The organism is Streptomyces sparsogenes, from assembly GCF_001704635.1.
Classification (GTDB): domain Bacteria; phylum Actinomycetota; class Actinomycetes; order Streptomycetales; family Streptomycetaceae; genus Streptomyces; species Streptomyces sparsogenes.
Map to the genome: position 1 here is coordinate 1 of NZ_MAXF01000043.1, position 18,900 is coordinate 18,900.

Genomic DNA, 18,900 nt, shown 5'->3' on the forward strand with positions numbered 1-18,900 from the left:
GGGGGCCGGGGGGGCCGGGGGCCGCCTCGCCGGCGGCCCCAAACCGCCTGACCGTGGGCCTCGGCCCGCCTGCCCCGAGCCGGGGGCCAGGGGGCCGGGACCCGCCTGCCCGGGGCCGGGGCCGGAGCGGGGGACCAGGGGCCGGGACCCGCCTGCCCCGGGGCCCGGAAGCCTGGGCGCGGCAGCCCTCGGGTCAGCTGCGGCGCCTCGCGCGCCATACGAGGAAGAGCGCCGACGCGATGGCCGCCGAGCGCACCACGACCGGCCAGGCCGCCCGCAGCGCGTCCTTCATGCCGTCCTGAGGGATCGGCTCGCCCCATTTGCCGGTCGCCCGGCCCCACAGCCAGGTCATGGCCACGGCCGCGACCAGGCCGGGCATGCCCAGCGCGGCCCACTTCGCCTCGGCGCGCGACAGCTTGCGCGTGCTGTAGGCGAGCACCCAGCCGAACGCCATCACGATGAGGTTGCCCAGCACGGCGCCGGCCACGAGCAGCGCGGCCGCCAGCAGAAGCAGCGGGCTGAGGGAGCCGGGCCGCTCGGCCCCCTCGGCGGCGGCCTCGGCGTCCCCGCCGCGCCGCCGCCGCAACGCACGGCGCAGCAGCCCCGGCCGGCGCGCCTCCTTGCCGCCGCCATCGGCCGCCCCCTCCCCGGCGCCCTGGTCCGGGTCCGCCCCCGCGGCTTCCTTGGCGTCCTTCTCCTGGTCGGCCTCGGTCGGCATGCCGAGCAGTTCGGGGATCTCGATCCCGCCGGTGAACCCCTCCACCTGCCCGAACGGCGAGTCCCGCTGCTCGGGCTGCGCGAACGGGCCCGGCTCGACGTGCCACCAGTCGGGATTGGACTCGCGGGGGCCGAGCTCGTCCTCGCCCGCGAGGTGGGGCGGCGACGCGGCGGAGGGCGACCTCCGGGCGGGCGACGGCACGCGCGGCGGCTTGCCGTGGTCGGCCGCCGGCTGCCCGGGGGACGCCCCGGCGGGGGGTGCCCCGGTGGAGGACGACTCGCCCGGGGCCCCGGGCCGCCGCCCGGCCGGGGCGTCGCCGTCGCGCGGGGTGGGCACCTTGCCGGTCAGCCCGCTGCGCTCGGCGAGCCCGGACAGCTTCTCGCGCGCCGCGCGCGCCATCCCGGCCGCGCCCGCCCCGCGCGGCGGCTCCCCGGTCCCGTACGCCCCACGCGGCTCTCCGGTCCCGTACGCCCCGCGCGGCGGCCCGCCGCTCGCGTACGTCCCGCCGGCGCTCCCCGGGCCCGCCGCGCCACCGTCCGGCGCGCCGCCCGCGGGCGGCCGGCCCCCGGCGGCGGCCACCACGTCGGCGGGTGTGCCGAGCTTGGCGAGGATCCGCTTCACACCGGCCGGGCTGTCCGTACCGGCGGACGCGCGCCGCCGGTCGATGTCGGCGCGCAACTCGGCGACCAGCCGCATCCGGTCGCCGGACGGCAGGCCCCCCTGTTGTGCCAGATCGCCGACACGGCTCAGATAGTCGTAGACGAGCTGCTCGCTCTCGATCCCCACCAAGACCCCTGAGAATGCGCACCGCTGGCGTATCAGAACCGTTCCGACGGTACCGCGCCGGACCGGCGGCCCGCCGCACCTCCGGCAGTTCACCACCCCCCGGTACTGTGGATCGAATGACCAGCTAGCGGAATCGGGAGGCACACGTGCCTGCAGAGACCGGCCCACGGGACAGCGGCCGCGGAGCGCCGCGCACGCTCGCCGAAGAGCTGCGCACCCGCCCCGACGGCGCCCTCGCCACCCTTCTGCGCGCCCGCCCCGACCTGCTGTCCCCGGTCCCCAACGACCTCACCCAACTCGCCACCCGGGCGGGCACCCGCGCCTCGGTCGTCCGCGCCGTGGAACGGCTCGACCGGTTCGCGCTCCAGACCGCCGAGGCCCTGGCCGTAGCGCCGGACCCGTGCCCGTACGAGACGCTGGCCGCCCTGATGGCAGGCGCCGCGCCGGAGGGCCCGGGCGGCTCGGGCGGCGGAGGTGTCCCCGGCAGCCCCGGCGGCCCCGGCAGCCCGGAGGGCCCGGGCGGGCCCGGCGGTCCGGAAAGGCCGGATGACGCAGGCACCCCCGGTTACGCAGGCACCCCCGGCTACCCGAGCGCCCCTGGCGACCCCGACACCCCGACCGCCGCCCCCCGCGCGCAGGACGGCATCGCCCCGGAGACCCGCGACCAGATCCTCGCCGAACTCCCCCGCGCCGTCGCCACCCTCCGCGACCAGGCCCTCGTCTGGGGTGGCGACGACCGGCTGCGGCTGGTCCGCACCGTCCGCGAGCTGCTGGCGCCCTCGCCCACCGCCCCCTCCCCGACCGGTCTCGGCCCCACCGCCCACGAGGCGACGGCCGGGATGTCGCCCGGGCGGTTGCAGGAGATCCTGGCGGCGGCCGGGCTGCCGCCGACCCACGACCCGGTCACCGCCGTCGCCGCGCTCACCGCGCTCTTCGCGGACCGCCCCCGCATGGCGGCGCTGCTCGCGCGGGCCCCCGCCGCCGCGACGCAGGTCCTGGCCAAGCTGGCCTGGGGGCCGCCGTACGGGGAGGCGTCCGTGGCGGCGCCCAGTCCGCCCGTCGGGTGGCTGCTGGACCGGGGCCTGCTGCTGCCGTCCGGGCCGCGCAACGTGGTGCTGCCCCGCGAGGTGGCCCTGCACCTGCGCGGCGGCCGCGCGCACCGCGCGCCCGAGCCGCTGCCGCCGCCCCTCGAGCCCGCGGCGCGACACGATCCACAGGCTGTGGACGCGACCGCGGCGGGCCAGGCGTTCACCGCCCTGGCCACCGTCGAGGAGTTGCTGAGCCAGTGGGAGACCGCCGGCCCGGCCGTGCTGCGCGCGGGCGGCCTGAGCGTACGGGACCTCAAGCGGGCCGCCGCGGCGCTCGACGTGCCGGAGCCGGCGGCCGCGTTCTGGGCCGAGCTGGCGTACGCGGCGGGGCTGCTCGCCTCGGACGGCGAGACGGACGAGCGCTACGCGCCCACCCCCGCCTACGACGACTGGCTGCGCCTGCCCGACGAGGAGCGCTGGGCGCGGCTCGCCTCCGCCTGGCTGACCGCGACGCGCGCGGCGGGCCTGGTCGGCGGCCGCGACGCCAAAGGCCGCACGCTCGCCGCCCTCGGCCCGGAGCTGGACCGCTCCCCCGCCCCCGAGGTGCGCCACCGCGTGCTGGAACTCCTCGCCGCCCTCCCGGCCGGCGCCCCGCCCACCGCCGAAGGGCTGCTGGCCCGCCTGCGCTGGGAGCGCCCGCCCCACCGCGGCGCCCCGGCCGAGGACCTGCGGTCGCGGCTGGCGCAGTGGACGCTGACCGAGGCCGAGCTGCTCGGCGTCACCGGACGCGCCGCGTTGTCCACCCACGGCCGGGCCCTCCTGGGCCCGCCCCAGCCCACGGTCCCGTCCCCGGCGGGCCCCTCGGCCGGGGAGGCGGGCGGCATCGGCTCCAAGCGCCGGGGCGCCGGCCCGCGGGCGGCTGACTCTCGGGCCACCGGTGCGGGAGCCACCGGCCCGCAAGCCCCCGAAGCAGGAGCCCCCGGAGCAGGAGCCGCCGGCGCGCAAGCCGCCCCAGCCAAGGCCGCCGGGCCCGACCGCCAAGCCGCCGACCGCGTAACCGCCCCTACCCCCACCGCCGGCGGACCGGCCGCGGGAGCGGCCGCCGCGGAGATCCGGACCGCGGCACCCGGCCGGCCCCCCTCCCCCGCCGAAGCCGCCACCGCCGCGGCCGCGGCCGCGCGGCTGCTCGCGCCGCTGCTGCCGCAGCCGCTCGACCACGTCCTGCTCCAGGCGGACCTCACCGCCGTCGCGCCCGGCCCGCTGGAGCGGCCGCTCGCGGCGATGCTCGGGGTCCTCGCCGAGGTGGAGTCCAAGGGCGGCGCCACGGTCTACCGCTTCACGCCCGCCTCCGTACGCCGCGCGCTGGACGCCGGGCAGGCGGCGTCCGACCTGCACGCCTTCCTCGCCGAGCACTCCCGCACCCCGGTGCCGCAGCCGCTCGCCTACCTGATCGACGACGTGGCCCGGAAGCACGGCCACCTCCGCGTCGGCGCCGCGTCCGCCTATGTGCGCTGCGACGACGACGCGCTGCTGGCCGAGATCCTCGCCGACCGCCGCTCGGCGGGCCTGCGGCTGCGCCGACTCGCGCCGACCGTGCTGGCCGCGCAGGCGGCGCCGGACGCGCTGCTGGAGGGCCTGCGCGCGATGGGGTACGCGCCGGCCGCCGAGTCCGCCGAGGGCGATGTGCTGATCACCCGCGCCGAGGCCCACCGCACCCCGCCGCGCTCCGCCCCCACCCCGGTGCCCGAGGGCCCGCCGGTGCCCGACGACACGCTGCTGGGCGCGGCGGTGCGCGCCATCCGCGCCGGTGACCGCGCCGCCACGACCCCGCACAAGCCGGTGCCCACAGGCGCCACGGCGGCCGGCCGGCTGCCCCGCACCACCTCCGCCGACACCCTCGCCACCATGCAGGCCGCGGCCCTCACCGGCTCGGCCGTCTGGATCGGCTACGTCAACGCGGACGGCGCGGCCAGCCAGCGCGTCATCGCCCCGGTGCGGGTGGAGGGCGGCTTCGTGACGGCGTACGACCACACGGCCGACGAGGTGCGGACGTACCCGCTGCACCGGATCACGGGGGTCGCGGAGCTGGCGGACGACTCGGCGTGAACGTGACCATTCCCGTTCACCCGCCCGAGTGCGTAACACTGGATGCTTGCCCACCCACCCCCGTATGAAGGGCCCCGGCGCGTGAACGGACCGCTGATCGTCCAGAGCGACAAGACGCTCCTGCTCGAGGTCGACCACGAGCAGGCCGACGCCTGCCGCCGCGCCATCGCCCCCTTCGCCGAGCTGGAGCGGGCCCCGGAGCACATCCACACCTACCGGGTGACCCCGCTCGGCCTGTGGAACGCCCGCGCCGCCGGGCACGACGCCGAGCAGGTCGTCGACGCGCTGGTGCAGTACTCCCGCTACCCGGTCCCGCACGCCCTCCTCGTGGACGTCGCCGAGACGATGGCGCGCTACGGCCGGCTGCGGCTGCTCAGGCACCCCACCCACGGCCTGGTGCTGGAGACCACCGACCGCCCGGTGCTCCAGGAGGTGCTGCACTCGAAGAAGATCCAGCCGCTGGTCGGGCAGCGCATCGACCCGGACACGGTGGTCGTCCACCCGTCCGAGCGCGGGCAGATCAAGCAGGTGCTGCTGAAGCTGGGCTGGCCCGCCGAGGACCTGGCCGGGTACGTGGACGGCGAGGCGCACCCGATCGAGCTGGCCGAGGACGGCTGGGCGCTGCGGCCGTACCAGAAGCAGGCCGTGGAGGGGTTCTGGCACGGCGGGTCCGGGGTCGTCGTGCTGCCCTGTGGCGCCGGCAAGACGCTGGTGGGCGCGGGGGCGATGGCCACCGCCAAGTCGACCACCCTGATCCTGGTGACCAACACCGTCTCGGCCCGCCAGTGGAAGCACGAGCTGGTCAAGCGCACCTCCCTCACCGAGGACGAGATCGGGGAGTACAGCGGTACCCGCAAGGAGATCCGCCCGGTCACCATCGCCACCTACCAGGTGCTCACGACCAAGCGGAAGGGCATCTACCCGCATCTGGAGCTCTTCGACTCCCGCGACTGGGGCCTGATCGTCTACGACGAGGTGCATCTGCTGCCCGCGCCGGTCTTCAAGTTCACGGCCGACCTCCAGGCGCGCCGCCGGCTGGGGCTGACCGCGACGCTGGTGCGGGAGGACGGGCGGGAGTCCGATGTCTTCTCCCTCATCGGCCCCAAGCGTTTCGACGCGCCGTGGAAGGAGATCGAGGCGCAGGGCTACATCGCGCCCGCCGACTGCGTCGAGGTCCGGGTCAACCTGACGGAGACCGAGCGCCTGGCGTACGCGACCGCCGAGGCCGACGAGAAGTACCGCTACTGCGCCACGACCGCCTCCAAGCGCCGGGTCACCGAGGCGCTGGTGGCGCGGCACAAGGGCCAGCAGACCCTGGTCATCGGCCAGTACATCGACCAGCTGGACGAGCTGGGCGAGCACCTGGACGCGCCCGTCATCAAGGGCGAGACGACGAACGCGCAGCGCGAGAAGCTGTTCGACGCCTTCCGGCAGGGGGAGATCTCGGTCCTCGTCGTCTCCAAGATCGCCAACTTCTCGATCGACCTGCCGGAGGCCACGGTCGCCATCCAGGTGTCGGGGACGTTCGGGTCCCGGCAGGAGGAGGCCCAGCGCCTCGGCCGGGTGCTGCGGCCGAAGGCGGACGGCCACCAGGCGGTCTTCTACTCGGTCGTCGCGCGCGACACGATCGACCAGGACTTCGCCGCCCACCGGCAGCGGTTCCTCGCCGAGCAGGGGTACGCCTACCGGATCGTGGACGCGAGCGATCTGCCGGCGGGCGAGGACGTGTGACCGCCTAGGAGTTGCTGGAGGGCCAGTTCTCCAGCAGCGTGGCCAGGGCCTCGACGCCGCGGTCCCAGGATGCCTGGACCTCGCGCGGGTCGCGGAAGGCGCCGATGGCCTCCAGGCTGACGTAGCCGTGGAAGGTGCTGCGCAGCAGCCGTACGGCGTCGGTCAGGTCGGGCTCCTTCAGCCCGTACGCGTGGAAGACGGCGTACGTGGCCCCGATGATGCGGGCGCCGCCCGTGGACCGGACGGCCTCCTCGGGGGCGATCTCGATGTGGGTGGCCGCGTACCGCCCGGGGTGGGCCAGGGCGAAGTCCCGGTAGGCGTTGGCGAAGGCGACCAGGGCGTCGCGCCCGGCCCGCCCGGCCACGGCGGCCGTGATGCGGTCGGCGAAGTCGCTCGCCGCGAGGAACGCGACCCGCACCCGCAGGTCCCGGATGTTCTTGACGTGCGAGTACAGGCTCGCGTCGGCCACGCCGAAGTTCCGCGCCAGCGCGGAGATCGTGACGTTCTCCAGCCCGATGGAGTCCGCCAGATCCGCGGCCGCCTCCGCCACCCGCTCAGGCGTCAGACCCGCACGGGGCATGCGCCACCTCCTTCTCCTTCGGCGCCGGGTCTTTGCGGCGCCTCCGGCAGCATCCAACCAGGCGGGAAGACCCGGGGCCTCGAAACCTAAAACCATTAATCGTTTGCCTAGCCGGATTAGGCGTTGTTAGCTTCCCCTGCATGAAGGCTGTGACTGAGCAGGCAATCCGCGGATCGTTCGTGAATTGCTCCAAGGGGGAGGCCAAGCGCCTCGCCGTGCCGCGCGATCTGGACGAGCGACCCTGGGACGACCTGGACTTCCTCGGGTGGCGCGACCCGGCGGCACCGGACCGCGGCTATGCCGTGGTGGAACGCGACGGGAGGCTCGTCGGCGTGGCCCTCCGCACCCCGGGGCAGCAGCGCGGCCATCTGCACCGCGGCATGTGCTCGCTGTGTCTGACCACGCACCCCGGCAGCGGCGTGTCCCTGATGACGGCCCGCAAGGCGGGGAAGGCGGGGCGCGAGGGCAATTCGGCGGGCCTCTACATCTGCGCCGACCTGCAGTGTTCGCTGTATCTGCGGGGCAAGAAGACCCCGGATCCGGGCGGCAGCCGCATCTCCGAATCCCTCACCCTGGAGGAGCAGACGGCCCGGCTGACGACCAAGCTGTTCGACTTCCTGGACAGCCTCCAGGGGTGACGGGAACAGGGTGACGGGACAGCGGGGCCGCGGGGGCGGGGGCCGTGGGGGCGGGGGGCGCCGGGTGCGGAGGCGGCGGAAATCCATTCGCGGGGACGCGGGGCGCTGGCTACAATCGCGCGTCTTGCCGCCTCCCGCTCAGGGAGAGCCGCCGCCCGCACGGAAACCGGGCGGCTTCTCGCTCCATCCCGTACTCGCTCTGCCGTACCCGCCGGAGGCTACGCCGTGCCCTCGCACGCCCCTGACCACCCCGACCCGCTGGAGCGGGAGCGCGCCCACCTCGCCGCTTCCCGTGCCGCCCTGCGCGCCATGCGCGCCGACGTCGAGGCGCTCGACCTCAAGGACGTCACCGCCAACTGGGTGAACGCCGAAGCGCTCCAGCACCAGGTCGACCAGCGCATCAAGGCGCTCGCCGACCTCGCCCACACGCCGCTGTTCTTCGGCCGGCTCGACTATCTGCACGCGCCGGGCGCGGAGGCGGCGGAGGGCGCGGAGGGTGAGCAGCCCGCCGCCGGAGGCGGCTCAACGGACACTTTTTATGTCGGGCGGCGGCATGTGCACGACGCGGACGGCGACCCGATGGTCATCGACTGGCGCGCGCCCGTGTCGCAGGCCTTCTACCAGGCGTCGAAGAAGGCGCCGATGGACGTCGGACTGCGCCGCCGCTTCGGCTACACCGGCGGCGAGCTGACCGCGTACGAGGACGAGCACCTCACCGACCCGGCCGAGGAGGAAGGCACCGGCAAGCTGCTCCAGGCCGAGATCGAGCGGCCGCGCGTGGGCCCGATGCGGGACATCGTCGCCACCATCCAGCCCGAGCAGGACGAGATCGTGCGCGCCGGGATCGGCGGCACGGTCTGCGTGCAGGGGGCGCCGGGCACCGGGAAGACGGCGGTGGGCCTGCACCGGGTGGCGTATCTGCTGTACGCGCACCGGGAGCGGCTCGCCCGCTCCGGCACCCTGGTCATCGGCCCGAACCGCTCCTTCCTCCACTACATCGAGCAAGTGCTGCCCGCGCTCGGCGAGTTGCAGGTGGGCCAGGCCACGGTGGACGACCTCGTCGCGCATGTGGAGGTGCGCGGCACGGACAGCGCCGAGGCGGCGGGCATCAAGGGCGACGCGCGGATGGCGGAGGTGCTGCGCCGCGCCGTCCGCTCGCACGTCACCCTGCCGACCGAGCCGTGCGTGGTGGTGCGCGGCTCGCGCCGCTGGCGGGTGCCGGCGTACGAACTGGAGGAGATGGTCCGCGAGTTGCTGGACCGCGACATCCGGTACGGCGCGGCCCGCGAGGCGCTGCCGCAGCGGATCGCCCACGCCGTGCTGGTTCGGATGGAACAGGCCGGCGAGGCGCCCGACGACCGGGTGCAGAACGCGGTGGCCCGCACCCCGGCCGTGAAGGCGGCCGTCAAGGCGATCTGGCCGCCCGTCGACCCGGCCAAGCTGGTGCTGCGGCTGCTGTCCGACGCCGACTTCCTGGCCGAGCAGGCGGCGGGGATCCTCGACGCGGACGAGCAGAAGACCATCCTGTGGGCCAAGCCGCCGCGCGGCGTGAAGTCGGCGGCGTGGTCCCCGGCGGACGCGGTGCTCATCGACGAGGCCACCGACCTGATCGAGCGCACCCCCTCGCTCGGCCATGTGGTCCTGGACGAGGCGCAGGACCTGTCCCCGATGCAGTACCGGGCGGTGGGCCGCCGCTGCACCACCGGCTCGGCGACCATCCTGGGCGACATCGCGCAGGGCACCACCCCGTGGGCGACCGCGAGCTGGGAGGAGGCCCTGGCCCACCTCGGCAAGCCGGGGGCGACGGTGGAGGAGCTGACGCAGGGCTTCCGGGTGCCGCGCGAGGTCATCGCGTACGCCTCCCGGCTGCTGCCCGCGGTTGCCCCCGGCCTGTCGGAGGCCACCTCGATCCGCGAGGCGGCGGGCGACTTCTCCGTACGGGCCGTGGACCCCGCCGCGCTGGACTCCGCCGTGATCGCCGCGTGCCGCGAGGCGCTGGGCCACGAGGGCTCGATCGGCCTGATCGCGGCCGACGCGCGGATCCCCGTGCTGGCCGGCGCCCTCGACGCGGCGGGCCTGGCGTACCTGGCCCCCGGCGAGGAGACCAGCGCCGAGGCCCGCCTCACGCTCGTACCGGCGACGCTCGCGAAGGGTCTGGAGTACGACTACGTGGTGCTGGACGAGCCGGCCGCCGTGGTGGACGGCGAGCCGGACGAGCGCACCGGTCTGCGCCGCCTGTATGTGGCGCTGACCCGGGCGGTGTCGGGGCTCACGGTGGTCCACGCGGCGCCGCTGCCGGAGCAGCTGGTCTGACAGGCCCTTCAAGCCCCTTCAAGCCCCTTTACGGCAGGGAGGCGAGCCGCGCGCCCCGGGGAGGCTTTTACGGCAGGGACTTCAGCAGCGCGTCGAGGAGGCCGGGGAACCTGGCGTCGAGTTCGTCCCGGCGCAGCCGCACATAGCGGTTGCGCCCGGCGACCCGCGTCGTGGTGATCCCGGCCTCGCGCATCACGCGCATGTGGTGCGAGACGGTGGACTTGTGGAGATGCCCGAGGCCCACGGCCTCGGGCGCGCAGCTGTGCTCCCCGCCGTCGGCGTAGACGCCCAGGAGCCTTATGCGCACGGGATCGCCGAGCGCGTGCATGACCTTGACCAGCTCGATGTCCTCGGCATCGGGCTGGGGCAGCCGCTCGTCCACCACGCCCTGCTCCCTCTCGCTCGTCCCGCCTTCTTTCGAACAGTTTGACATCCGTCCACCCGACATACGAGAAACAGTTTGACACTCATCCAACGATGCCTATGGTTGGACTGTCGTCAAACAATCTCTCGGGGAGGACACCCGTGCGGCTACGCCTGCTCCTGCTCGCCCTCGGCACCTTCGCGGTGGGCACCGACTCCATGGTCATGGCCGGGATCCTCGGCCTGATCTCCCGCGACCTCGGCGTCTCGGTCCCCACCGCCGGGCAGCTGGTCACCGTCTTCGCGCTCTCGTACGGGCTGCTCGCACCCGTCCTCGCGACCGTCACCGCCCGCTGGCCGCGCCGCCGCCTGCTGCTCACCGCGCTCGCCTTCTTCACCGCCGCCAACGCGCTCAGCGCGCTCGCCCCCACCTACCCCCTGCTGCTCGCCACCCGCGTGCTGGCGGCCGCCGGGGCCGCCCTCTACACCCCGACCGCCAACGCCGTCGCCACCTCGCTCGTCCCGCCGGAGCGGCGCGGCCGGGCGCTGGCCACCGTGCTGGGCGGCATGACGGTCGCCACCGCGCTCGGCGTCCCCCTGGGCACCTGGATCGGCCGCGCGGACTGGCGGCTGACCATGTGGCTCGTCGTCGCCCTCGGCGCGGCGGCCCTCGCGGGCCAGGCCCTGCTGCTGCGCGACCTGCCCACCGGCCTGCCTACCACGGGATCCGCCACCACGCCGCCCGGCCTGCGCGAGCGGCTGGCCCCGCTGCGCGACCGGCGGGTCGTCGGGGCGGCGGCGACCACCTTCCTCTTCTTCCTCGCCTGGAACTCCGTGTACATCTACATCGCCACGGCCGTCGCCCCCGCCACGGGCGGCGAGGCCGGGCGGCTGAGCCTGGTGATGCTGGTCATGGGCGTCGCCTCGGTGGCCGGCAGCTGGCTGGGCGGCCGGGCCGTGGACCACTGGGGCGTACGGAGCGTCATGCTCACCGGAAGCGTGATCCCGGCCCTCGCCTTCGTGGCCCTCCCCTGGCTCGGCCGGACCATGCCGGGCGCGCTGCTCTACGCCCTGGTGGTCCCGGTCGCCGGCTGGGCCGTCGCGGTCGCCCTCCCGCACCGGCTGGCCTCCATCGACCCGCCCAACGCGCCGCTGCTGATCTCGATCAACAGCAGCTCCCTCTACCTCGGCATGGCGGCGGGCGGCGGCGCGGGCAGCGTCTCCGTCGCGCTGCTGGGCGACCGGTGGTTCCCGCTGACGGCGGCCCTGCTGTCCCTGCTCGCCACGGCCACGGTCCTCGCCACGACCCGCCCCCCCACGCGAGCCCTCGCCCCCGACACCCGCCGCCGCGCCCACAGAGGTGACCGTCCCCTCGCGGTAGCGGACCTGACGGGGGGAAGGGAGCGGGCACCGGGCCGCGAAGCCAGGGCAGGGAGCCGGGCACCGAGGCAGGAGCTACAGGGGCGCCGGGGCGCCTCAGCCCACCGGCACCACTTCGTCCAGCGCGGCCCGCCACTCCTCCACCGACGCGATGTCCACGGGCCCGCCCCACCCCGAGGGCCGGGCCGCGCCGCCGATGTGGAAGGCGTCGATCCCCGCCGCCCGCAGCGCGGGCAGGTGGTCGAGCCGCAGCCCGCCGCCCACCATGATCCGGGGCGCGACCGCCCCGCCTGCCGCCCCGTCCGCAACCCCGCCCGCCGCCTCGGCGAGCAGGACCGGAAGCCCGTCGTCCACCCCGGCGGCCGACCCGGCGGTGAGGAACGTGTCAAGACCCGGAAGCCCCGCGAGCCGGCGGCGGAGCGCGTCGCGGTCGGCGGCGTGGTCGATGGCCCGGTGGAACGTCCACCGGCTCTCGTCCAGCCCGGGCCCCGCGCCGATGACGTCCAGAAGCGCCCCGACTGCGGCCAGGTCGGCCAGCCCGTCGGAAGCCAGGAAGCCGAGCACGAACTCGTCCGCCCCCTCGGTCCGCAGCTTCTCCGCCCGCGCGCACAGCGCGTCGAGCGCGGCGGCGCCCCCGGCGGCGAAGCCGTCGGACGCGCGCAGCATGACCCGCAGCGGGATGTCCACGGCCGAGCGGATCGCGGCGAAGGTCTCACGGGAAGGGCTGAGCCCGTCGGCGGCCATATCGGTGACCAGCTCGAGCCGGTCCGCCCCGCCGGCCTGCGCCGCGACCGCATCGGCCACGTCGAGGGCGATCACCTCGAGAAGTGGTCTAGACATGCCGAACAGCTTGCCACACCCGGCCCGCCCCGAAACCCACACCCCACACAATTGGCTCATGGCCGATCCCGCTCCCCGCCACCCCGCCCACGCCACGCTCCGCACCCGCTGGGCGGTCCACCTCAACGCCGCCCGCGAGGGCGCCTGCCACCCCTCCCCGTGGCCGTACGCCGATGACCTCCTCGCCCGCTGGGCCGAAGCCCATCGCCGCTACCACACCACCGACCACCTGATCGCCATCCTCGACCGGGTCGACGAACTCATCGACCACGCCGCCGATCCGGACGCCGTCCGCCTCGCCGCCTGGTTCCACGACGCCGTCTACCTCCCCGACCGCTCCACCAATGAGGAGCGCAGCGCCCGCCTCGCCGAACGCGCCCTCCCCGAAGCGGGCGTACCGGCGTCCCGCACCGCCGAAGTGGCCCGCCTGGTCCGCCTCACCCGCACCCACGACCCCGCCCCCGGCGACACCAACGGCGAAGTCCTGTGCGACGCCGACCTCTCGGTCCTCGCGGGCACCCCCGAGGACTACGCCGCCTACGCCGCCGCCGTCCGCGAGGAGTACGCCTTCGTCCCCGACGACGCCTTCCGCGAGGGCCGCTCAGCCGCCCTCCGCGAACTCCTGGACCTGCTCCGGCTGTTCCGCACACCGGCGGGCCACGACCGCTGGGAGGAGGCGGCGCGCCACAACATGGCCACGGAGCTGCGGCTGCTCGGGGCGTAAGAGCGTGATCGTGCACGGGCAGATGGTGCGTGCGGGCAGCCGTCAGGTCATGGGTCCGGCCCGGCAGGGCCAGGCTTCGTCCTCCCACCTGCCCTGCCCGTATCGGGCAAGAGTTTCCGTCAGCAGGGCCCATTGCCGGTCCGTCATAGGACCGAAGACACAGATGGGAACCCGCCCGTTACGGACACGGGCCTGGTCGCCGAACCGGTACGGCCAGCCGGCGGGCCGGTGCGCGGACGGTTCGGCGCCCTTCCTGAACTTGACGTGGAGTCCGGCGGCACACCGGACCTTGTTGCCGACGACTTCTTCGATGGCGAGGGTCTTTATCTCGCTCCACTTGTATTCGCGCCTGTCGAGGCCGTTCGTGGTTCTGATGCCCAGGGGCCCCACCTGCACGGACCAGGCGGATCTGTCATGCGAGAGGGGGAAATAGATGAGGAGCCACAGCAGAGGCAGCAGGACCAGGCTTACGACGACGAGGAGGACCTGAGCCCCGAGCGCCCAGCCGGACGCGTCGTCCTGACTCAGCGCGTCCGGGCTCATCGCGAGCGAGACGAGCAAGCCGGCCAGCGACACGGCCCCCGGAACGCCGAGCCCGACGATCCAGCGGCGCTCCCGGGAGGTGGCGTACGCGGACAGAGGTTCCTTTCCCGTCCACGAGATGGCGAACGGGCCGTCCGCATGAGCGGGCCGCGGGTTGCGGGGCTCCGGCACGGTGGAAACGTAGGTGTGGTCGAGTCCGCGTAGCGCCTGGGCGAGGCCGGCCGCGTCCGAGTACCGTTCGCCGGGCTCCTTCCGAAGCAGCGTCAGCACGATGTCGTCCCAGGCGGGTGGAACGCCAGGGGCGAGGGAGCTGGGGGCAGGCGGGTCCTGAGTAAGGTGCGCCGCCAGGCAACCCGCGGTGTCGGGGGCGGAGAACGGCAGTCGGCCCGTCATCAGCTCGAAGAGGAGACAGCCGAGGGCGTACAGGTCGCTGCTGGGTTCCGGGTGGCCGCGCGCCTGCTCCGGCGCCATGTACGCGGGGGTGCCCACGATGAAACCGGTCTGTGTGAGCCGGGCCGCCGTCGCTTGAGGGCCAACTGCCCTCGCGACGCCGAAGTCGAGTACCTTCACCGTGCCGGACGGCGAGATGAGGATGTTGGACGGCTTTATGTCCCGGTGCATCACACCGGCAGCGTGCGCCTCACTGAGCGCGTCGCAGATCTGCGCACCCCAACGCGCTGCGTCCGGGCGGGTTACGGCGCCTCGGCGCAGCAACGCGTCGAGACCCTCGCCCCGGACCAGTTCCATGACCAGGAATGGGACGCGGTCCTCGCCCGTGCCCGTCTCACCGAGGTCGTAAACGGTCACGATGTTGGGGTGCTGGAGGCCGGCTGTGATCTGCGCTTCGCGCAGGAACCTGGCGCGTGCCTCGGCTTTCTGTCTCCCGTCACCGGCGAGGAGGGAGATCACCTTCACCGCGACGCGTCGGCTCAGCGACTCGTCCTGTGCCTCCCAGACCTGCCCCATGCCTCCCTCGCCGATCTGCCGCACCAACCGGTAACGCCCTGCCAGAAGTTGGTCTCGCACAGATCATCTCCCCGCCTCGACAACCCCGGCCGACGCACGGCGCAGTGGATCGGTGAACGCGGCGTGGGCACGCTGAAATGCTGGCATAACCTCTGCCTACCCGCTGCAGCCCGAACTGGCTGCATGCGCGGGTCAGGTGGCGGGAACTCCCCGCGTACGAGGGCTGAGACCGAGGGCAGACGCGATCGAGGCGCCGCAACTCGACATGGGTACGCCACACCGACGACGCCTGACGTGGGGTGTCGGACCTGACGATCGTCAGGGGTCGGAGGTGTCCTTCGGGTCGGGTGTTCGCGGGCCTTCGTGCCTAGCGTCGGGCGCATGGATTACAGATCTCCCCACGACGCCGGCCACGACCGCCGGTGGCTCCGTTCACTGATGGCACTGGGCGCGGGGGCCGTGGCTCTCGTGCTGCTGTACCCGGGCGGGCTGGGGAAGGCCGGGCCGGTGGAGGTGACCGGCGGGCCTTCGGCGGCGGTGTATCGGGCGGTGAACGGGGTGGTGGCCGACGGGCCGTCGTGGACGGGGGCGGTGCTGGACCTCGCCGCCGACGGGCTCCTGGTCGTCCTCGGGTTGCTGCTGGCGTGGGCGGGGTGGGCGGCCGTGCGACGGCGCAGTGCCCGTGACCTCGCGGGGGCGGTCCTGGTCGGCGTCGGGACCGTCGTCGCGTACGCGTCCAGCGAGGCGCTGAAGCTGGTGGTGGACGAGGAGCGGCCGTGCCGTGCGGTGGGCGGGGTGGAGGCGGTGGCCGACTGTCCGCCGGCGGGTGACTGGTCGTTCCCGAGCAACCACGCCACCCTCGCTGTCGGGCTCGCCGTCGGCCTGGCCGTACTGCTCCCCCGCCTGGCGGCCCTCGCGTTGCCGCTGGGGGCGGTGGTGGCGGTGGCCCGCGTGGCCGCGGGCGTGCACTACCCCCACGACGTGCTGGCCGGCGCGGCGCTGGGGGCCGCCGTCGTCGCCGCGCTCATGTGGTCGGTCGGCCCGCCCGCCACCCGGGCCGTGGCGGTGCTGGTCGAGCGGCGGGGAGCGGCGGAAACCGGGCCGGCACGGAGGCCATGAGCTGCCCGGCAGCCTCGAAAGCGCCGGCCGACCAAGGGATTTGGTACGCTCCAGCGGTTCGTGTTGGCACAGGCCGTGTTGTCACAGGCCGGGGACGAGAGGGAGGGCGAGTTGATGGCCGCGCCGAAGGCCACTGCGCCGCGCAGCGCCCGGACCGTCCTCACGTCCCGGGCGACGGCCTGACCCAGTCGCCCGCCTCGCCGGGAGCGTGAGCTCGCGAGGCAGTCCTGTACACGAACCTCACCATGAAACGGATCCTCATCCCGTCATGCCCAACCACCACCAGTGGCTCACCCGCGCCGAGACCGAGGCCGACATCCCCGCCGTCCGCGAGATCGTGCTCGCCGCCTTCGACACCCCGTACGAGGCCGATCTCGTCGACGCCCTGCGCGCCGACGCCTCGTGGATCGAGGGCCTGTCCGTCGTCAGCACCGATGAGGACGGCAGGCCCGTCGGCCACGCGCTGCTGACGCGCTGCCACATCGGCGACACCCCGGCGCTGTGTCTGGCCCCGGTGTCCGTGCTGCCCGCACACCAGAAGAGCGGCGCCGGCTCGGCGGCCATTCGCGCCGCACTGAGTGCGGCCAGGGGGCTGGGCGAGTCCTGCGTCACCGTCCTCGGACACCCGGCGTACTACCCGCGCTTCGGCTTCACCCGCGCCTCCGCCCACGGCATCGGCGTGACCCTCGATGTCCCGGACGAGGCGATGATGGCCCTCGCCCTGGACGAGGACCGCCCGCTGCCGAGCGGCACCGTCCGTTACGCGGCGCCCTTCGGGGTCTGATGGTGCGGTGAGTACGGGACAGCGACACGCCGACGCCACGGCGTGTCGCTGTCCCATTTTCACCGCAAAGTCACCGGCCGCTGTGCACCTCCCATGTCACCGGCCGCCCGCCTCCCCGGCCAGGAGCCGGTCGACCAGCGTGGCGACCAGGTCGTGGCGCTGCTCCTCGGAGAAGAGGCCGGGGAGGGTCCCGGCGCAGCTCCACGAGGGCCAGGAAGCCGGCCTTCGCCGAAGGGTTCGCCCCGCGCCCCTTCTCCCCCGTGGAGACGCTCACCTTCAGCCACGGCGGGACCATCACCACCTACCGCCCGACCGCCGCCTAGGGAACGTCTCCCCTGGCCGGACGGGGGCCACCAGGTGTCCGGTGAAGGACGGCAGCCGATGCGGAATAGCAAGATCCAGCCAGGCGTTGACTCCGTGCATGCCCCCGGTTGATCACGCTCGCACCCGCATGCCCCTCGCCGTCTCCATCCTCGGCCTGTCCGTTTTCGCCCTCGGCACCTCGGAGTTCATGCTCTCCGGGCTGCTGCAACCCATCGCCCGCGACATGGACGTGTCCATACCGACCGCCGGGCTGCTCATCTCCGCCTTCGCCATCGGAATGGTGGTCGGCGCGCCGCTGCTCGCCGCCGCCACGCTGCGGCTGCCGCAGCGGACGACGCTGATCGCGCTGCTGGCGGTGTTCGGCCTGGGGCAGGTCGCGGGGGCGGTGGCGCCCTCGTACGAGGTGCTGTTCGCCTCGCGGGTGGTCAGCGCGCTCGCGTGTGCGGGGTTCTGGGCGGTGGGGGCGGCGGTGGCCGTGTCGCTGGTGCCGGTGAACGCGCGGGCGCGGGCGATGGCGATGATGATCGGCGGGCTGAGCATCGCGAACGTCGTCGGGGTGCCCGCCGGGGCCCTGCTGGGGCAGCACGCCGGGTGGCGGGCGGCCTTCTGGGCGGTGGCGGGGCTGTCGGCGCTCGGCCTGGTGGGCGTGTTCGCGTTCGTACCGCGTACGGAGGCGCGGTCCGGGCAGGACCGGCCGCGGCTGCGCACGGAGCTGGCCATCTACCGCGACGGGCAGGTGTGGCTGGCGCTGGCCACCACCGCACTCAGCGGCGGCGCCGTCTTCTGCCTCTTCTCCTACCTCGCGCCGCTGCTGACGGACGTGGCCGGGATGGACGAGGGCTGGGTGCCGACCGTGCTGGCGCTGTTCGGCGTCGGGGCGCTCGTGGGGACGGCGGTCGGCGGGCGGATCGCGGACGCCCATCTCTTCGGCACCCTCTACGGCGGCATCACCGCCTCGACGCTCGTACTGACCGCGCTCGCGCTGACCGCGCACCACGTGGTCGCGGCCGTGACCCTGGCGCTGCTGCTCGGCGTGACGGCCTTCTTCACCGCGCCCGCGCTCAACGCCCGGATGTTCAACGTCGCGAACGCCGCCCCGACGCTCGCCGGCGCCACCAACACGTCCGCCTTCAACATCGGCAACACCCTCGGCCCCTGGCTCGGCGGGCTCGTCATCGACGCGGGCTGGGGCTACCCGGCCGTGGCCTGGACGGGCGCGGCGCTCGCGGCGGCCGCCATCGGGATGACGGCCGCCGCCTCCCGGCTGCACCACGCGCGGGGCGGCTCCCGGGTGGTCACCGGCTCGGCCGCCCCCGAGCAGCAGGAACGGCACGACGCGGTGGAGCAGGCGGGCTGAAACGCGCCGGGCGGGGGCTCACCCCGCCGGACAGGCGCGGGCGGGGGCCGGCGCGGGCGGGGGCCGGCGCGGGCGGGTCGGCGGGCGGGCTACGGGGACGGCTGGACGTCGAGCGCGTGCCCTGTCGTCGCGTCGACGTGACCGGGGATCCCCTCGTGCCGGTCGCCGACCGACAGCGTCCCCGTGGGCTCGAACATGAGGATCGCCGCCCCCTCGGGGGCGTACGGCCTGTGCTCCGTGCCCCGGGGGACGGTGAACACCGCCCCCTTGGGGAGCCGGACGGTGCGCTCCCCCGCGGCCTCGCGCAGCGAGATGCGCAGTTCGCCGTCGAGCACCAGGAAGAACTCGTCGGTGTCGTCGTGGACGTGCCAGATGTGCTCGCCCTCGACCTTGGCCACGCGCACGTCGTAGTCGTTGACGCGGGTGACGATGCGGGGGCTCCACAGCGCGTCGAAGGAGGCGAGGGCCTGGCTGAGGGCGATGGGTTCGTTGCTCGCGGGTGTCCTGCTCACGAGTTCGTTGCTCACGAGTTCGTTGCTCACGGGTGCGTTGCTCACGAGTGCGATCCTCGCCGGTTGAGCACGCCACCCGTGAGTGCTA

The 18,900-nt window shown here is 74.6% G+C and carries 14 protein-coding genes and 1 pseudogene; 9 read left to right on the top strand and 6 right to left on the bottom strand.

The window, feature by feature from the left end; translation table 11 throughout:
- Positions 1–193 precede the first annotated feature (193 nt).
- A complete protein-coding gene (locus BBH68_RS10340; protein ID WP_065960983.1) occupies positions 194–1,504 on the bottom strand; it encodes a hypothetical protein in 1,311 nt (436 codons plus the stop codon).
- A gap of 146 nt (positions 1,505–1,650) precedes the next feature.
- On the opposite strand from BBH68_RS10340, the gene BBH68_RS10345 reads away from it, so the two are divergent.
- Entirely contained in the window at positions 1,651–4,638 is a 2,988-nt protein-coding gene (locus BBH68_RS10345; RefSeq protein ID WP_065960985.1) for a helicase C-terminal domain-containing protein, read from the top strand.
- Between the two features lie 81 nt (positions 4,639–4,719).
- Entirely contained in the window at positions 4,720–6,369 is a 1,650-nt protein-coding gene (locus tag BBH68_RS10350; protein ID WP_065960986.1) for a DNA repair helicase XPB, read from the top strand.
- Positions 6,370–6,373: 4 nt separating this feature from the next.
- On the opposite strand, the gene BBH68_RS10355 is transcribed toward BBH68_RS10350, so the two are convergent.
- A complete protein-coding gene (locus tag BBH68_RS10355) occupies positions 6,374–6,949 on the bottom strand; it encodes a TetR/AcrR family transcriptional regulator (protein ID WP_065960987.1) in 576 nt (191 codons plus the stop codon).
- 140 nt (positions 6,950–7,089) lie between these two features.
- On the opposite strand from BBH68_RS10355, the gene BBH68_RS10360 reads away from it, so the two are divergent.
- Both BBH68_RS10360 and BBH68_RS10365 read left to right on the top strand, forming a co-directional pair.
- Positions 7,090–7,587 (top strand): FBP domain-containing protein, encoded by a 498-nt coding sequence (locus BBH68_RS10360; RefSeq protein ID WP_065960990.1) that lies wholly within the window; start codon positions 7,090–7,092, stop codon positions 7,585–7,587.
- A gap of 225 nt (positions 7,588–7,812) precedes the next feature.
- On the top strand, positions 7,813–9,900 hold the full coding sequence (locus BBH68_RS10365; protein WP_065960991.1) for a HelD family protein: 2,088 nt from the start codon (positions 7,813–7,815) through the stop codon (positions 9,898–9,900).
- 67 nt (positions 9,901–9,967) lie between these two features.
- On the opposite strand, the gene BBH68_RS10370 is transcribed toward BBH68_RS10365, so the two are convergent.
- Positions 9,968–10,285: an ArsR/SmtB family transcription factor gene (locus BBH68_RS10370; protein WP_245737988.1), complete on the bottom strand. Its 318-nt coding sequence runs from the start codon at positions 10,283–10,285 to the stop codon at positions 9,968–9,970.
- A gap of 98 nt (positions 10,286–10,383) precedes the next feature.
- Here BBH68_RS10370 and BBH68_RS39125 point away from each other — a divergent pair.
- Positions 10,384–11,364, top strand: a pseudogene (locus BBH68_RS39125) (MFS transporter); the annotation flags it as partial.
- A 375-nt stretch (positions 11,365–11,739) separates the two neighbouring features.
- Here the strand turns inward: BBH68_RS39125 and BBH68_RS39130 are convergent.
- Positions 11,740–12,483: a copper homeostasis protein CutC gene (locus BBH68_RS39130; protein ID WP_076972235.1), complete on the bottom strand. Its 744-nt coding sequence runs from the start codon at positions 12,481–12,483 to the stop codon at positions 11,740–11,742.
- A 58-nt stretch (positions 12,484–12,541) separates the two neighbouring features.
- Here BBH68_RS39130 and BBH68_RS10375 point away from each other — a divergent pair, with 58 nt between their 5' ends.
- The gene (locus BBH68_RS10375) at positions 12,542–13,207 is read left to right on the top strand and encodes an HD domain-containing protein (RefSeq protein ID WP_065960992.1); all 666 of its coding nucleotides are present in this window, start codon (positions 12,542–12,544) and stop codon (positions 13,205–13,207) included.
- Positions 13,208–13,249: 42 nt separating this feature from the next.
- On the opposite strand, the gene BBH68_RS10385 is transcribed toward BBH68_RS10375, so the two are convergent.
- Complete coding sequence (locus BBH68_RS10385) at positions 13,250–14,776, bottom strand: serine/threonine-protein kinase (RefSeq protein ID WP_425428802.1); 1,527 nt, start codon at positions 14,774–14,776, stop codon at positions 13,250–13,252.
- Between the two features lie 321 nt (positions 14,777–15,097).
- Between BBH68_RS10385 and BBH68_RS10390 the strand changes: the two genes are divergently transcribed.
- From BBH68_RS10390 to BBH68_RS10400, 3 genes are all read left to right on the top strand, one after another.
- Positions 15,098–15,835: a phosphatase PAP2 family protein gene (locus BBH68_RS10390; RefSeq protein ID WP_065960996.1), complete on the top strand. Its 738-nt coding sequence runs from the start codon at positions 15,098–15,100 to the stop codon at positions 15,833–15,835.
- Between the two features lie 268 nt (positions 15,836–16,103).
- On the top strand, positions 16,104–16,619 hold the full coding sequence (locus BBH68_RS10395) for a GNAT family N-acetyltransferase (RefSeq protein ID WP_065960998.1): 516 nt from the start codon (positions 16,104–16,106) through the stop codon (positions 16,617–16,619).
- Positions 16,620–17,070: 451 nt separating this feature from the next.
- Positions 17,071–18,300, top strand: a complete 1,230-nt coding sequence (locus tag BBH68_RS10400; protein WP_065961000.1) for a Cmx/CmrA family chloramphenicol efflux MFS transporter — start codon at positions 17,071–17,073, stop codon at positions 18,298–18,300.
- Between the two features lie 89 nt (positions 18,301–18,389).
- On the opposite strand, the gene BBH68_RS10405 is transcribed toward BBH68_RS10400, so the two are convergent.
- Positions 18,390–18,812, bottom strand: a complete 423-nt coding sequence (locus tag BBH68_RS10405; RefSeq protein ID WP_065961056.1) for a cupin domain-containing protein — start codon at positions 18,810–18,812, stop codon at positions 18,390–18,392.
- Between the last annotated feature and the right edge of the window lie 88 nt (positions 18,813–18,900).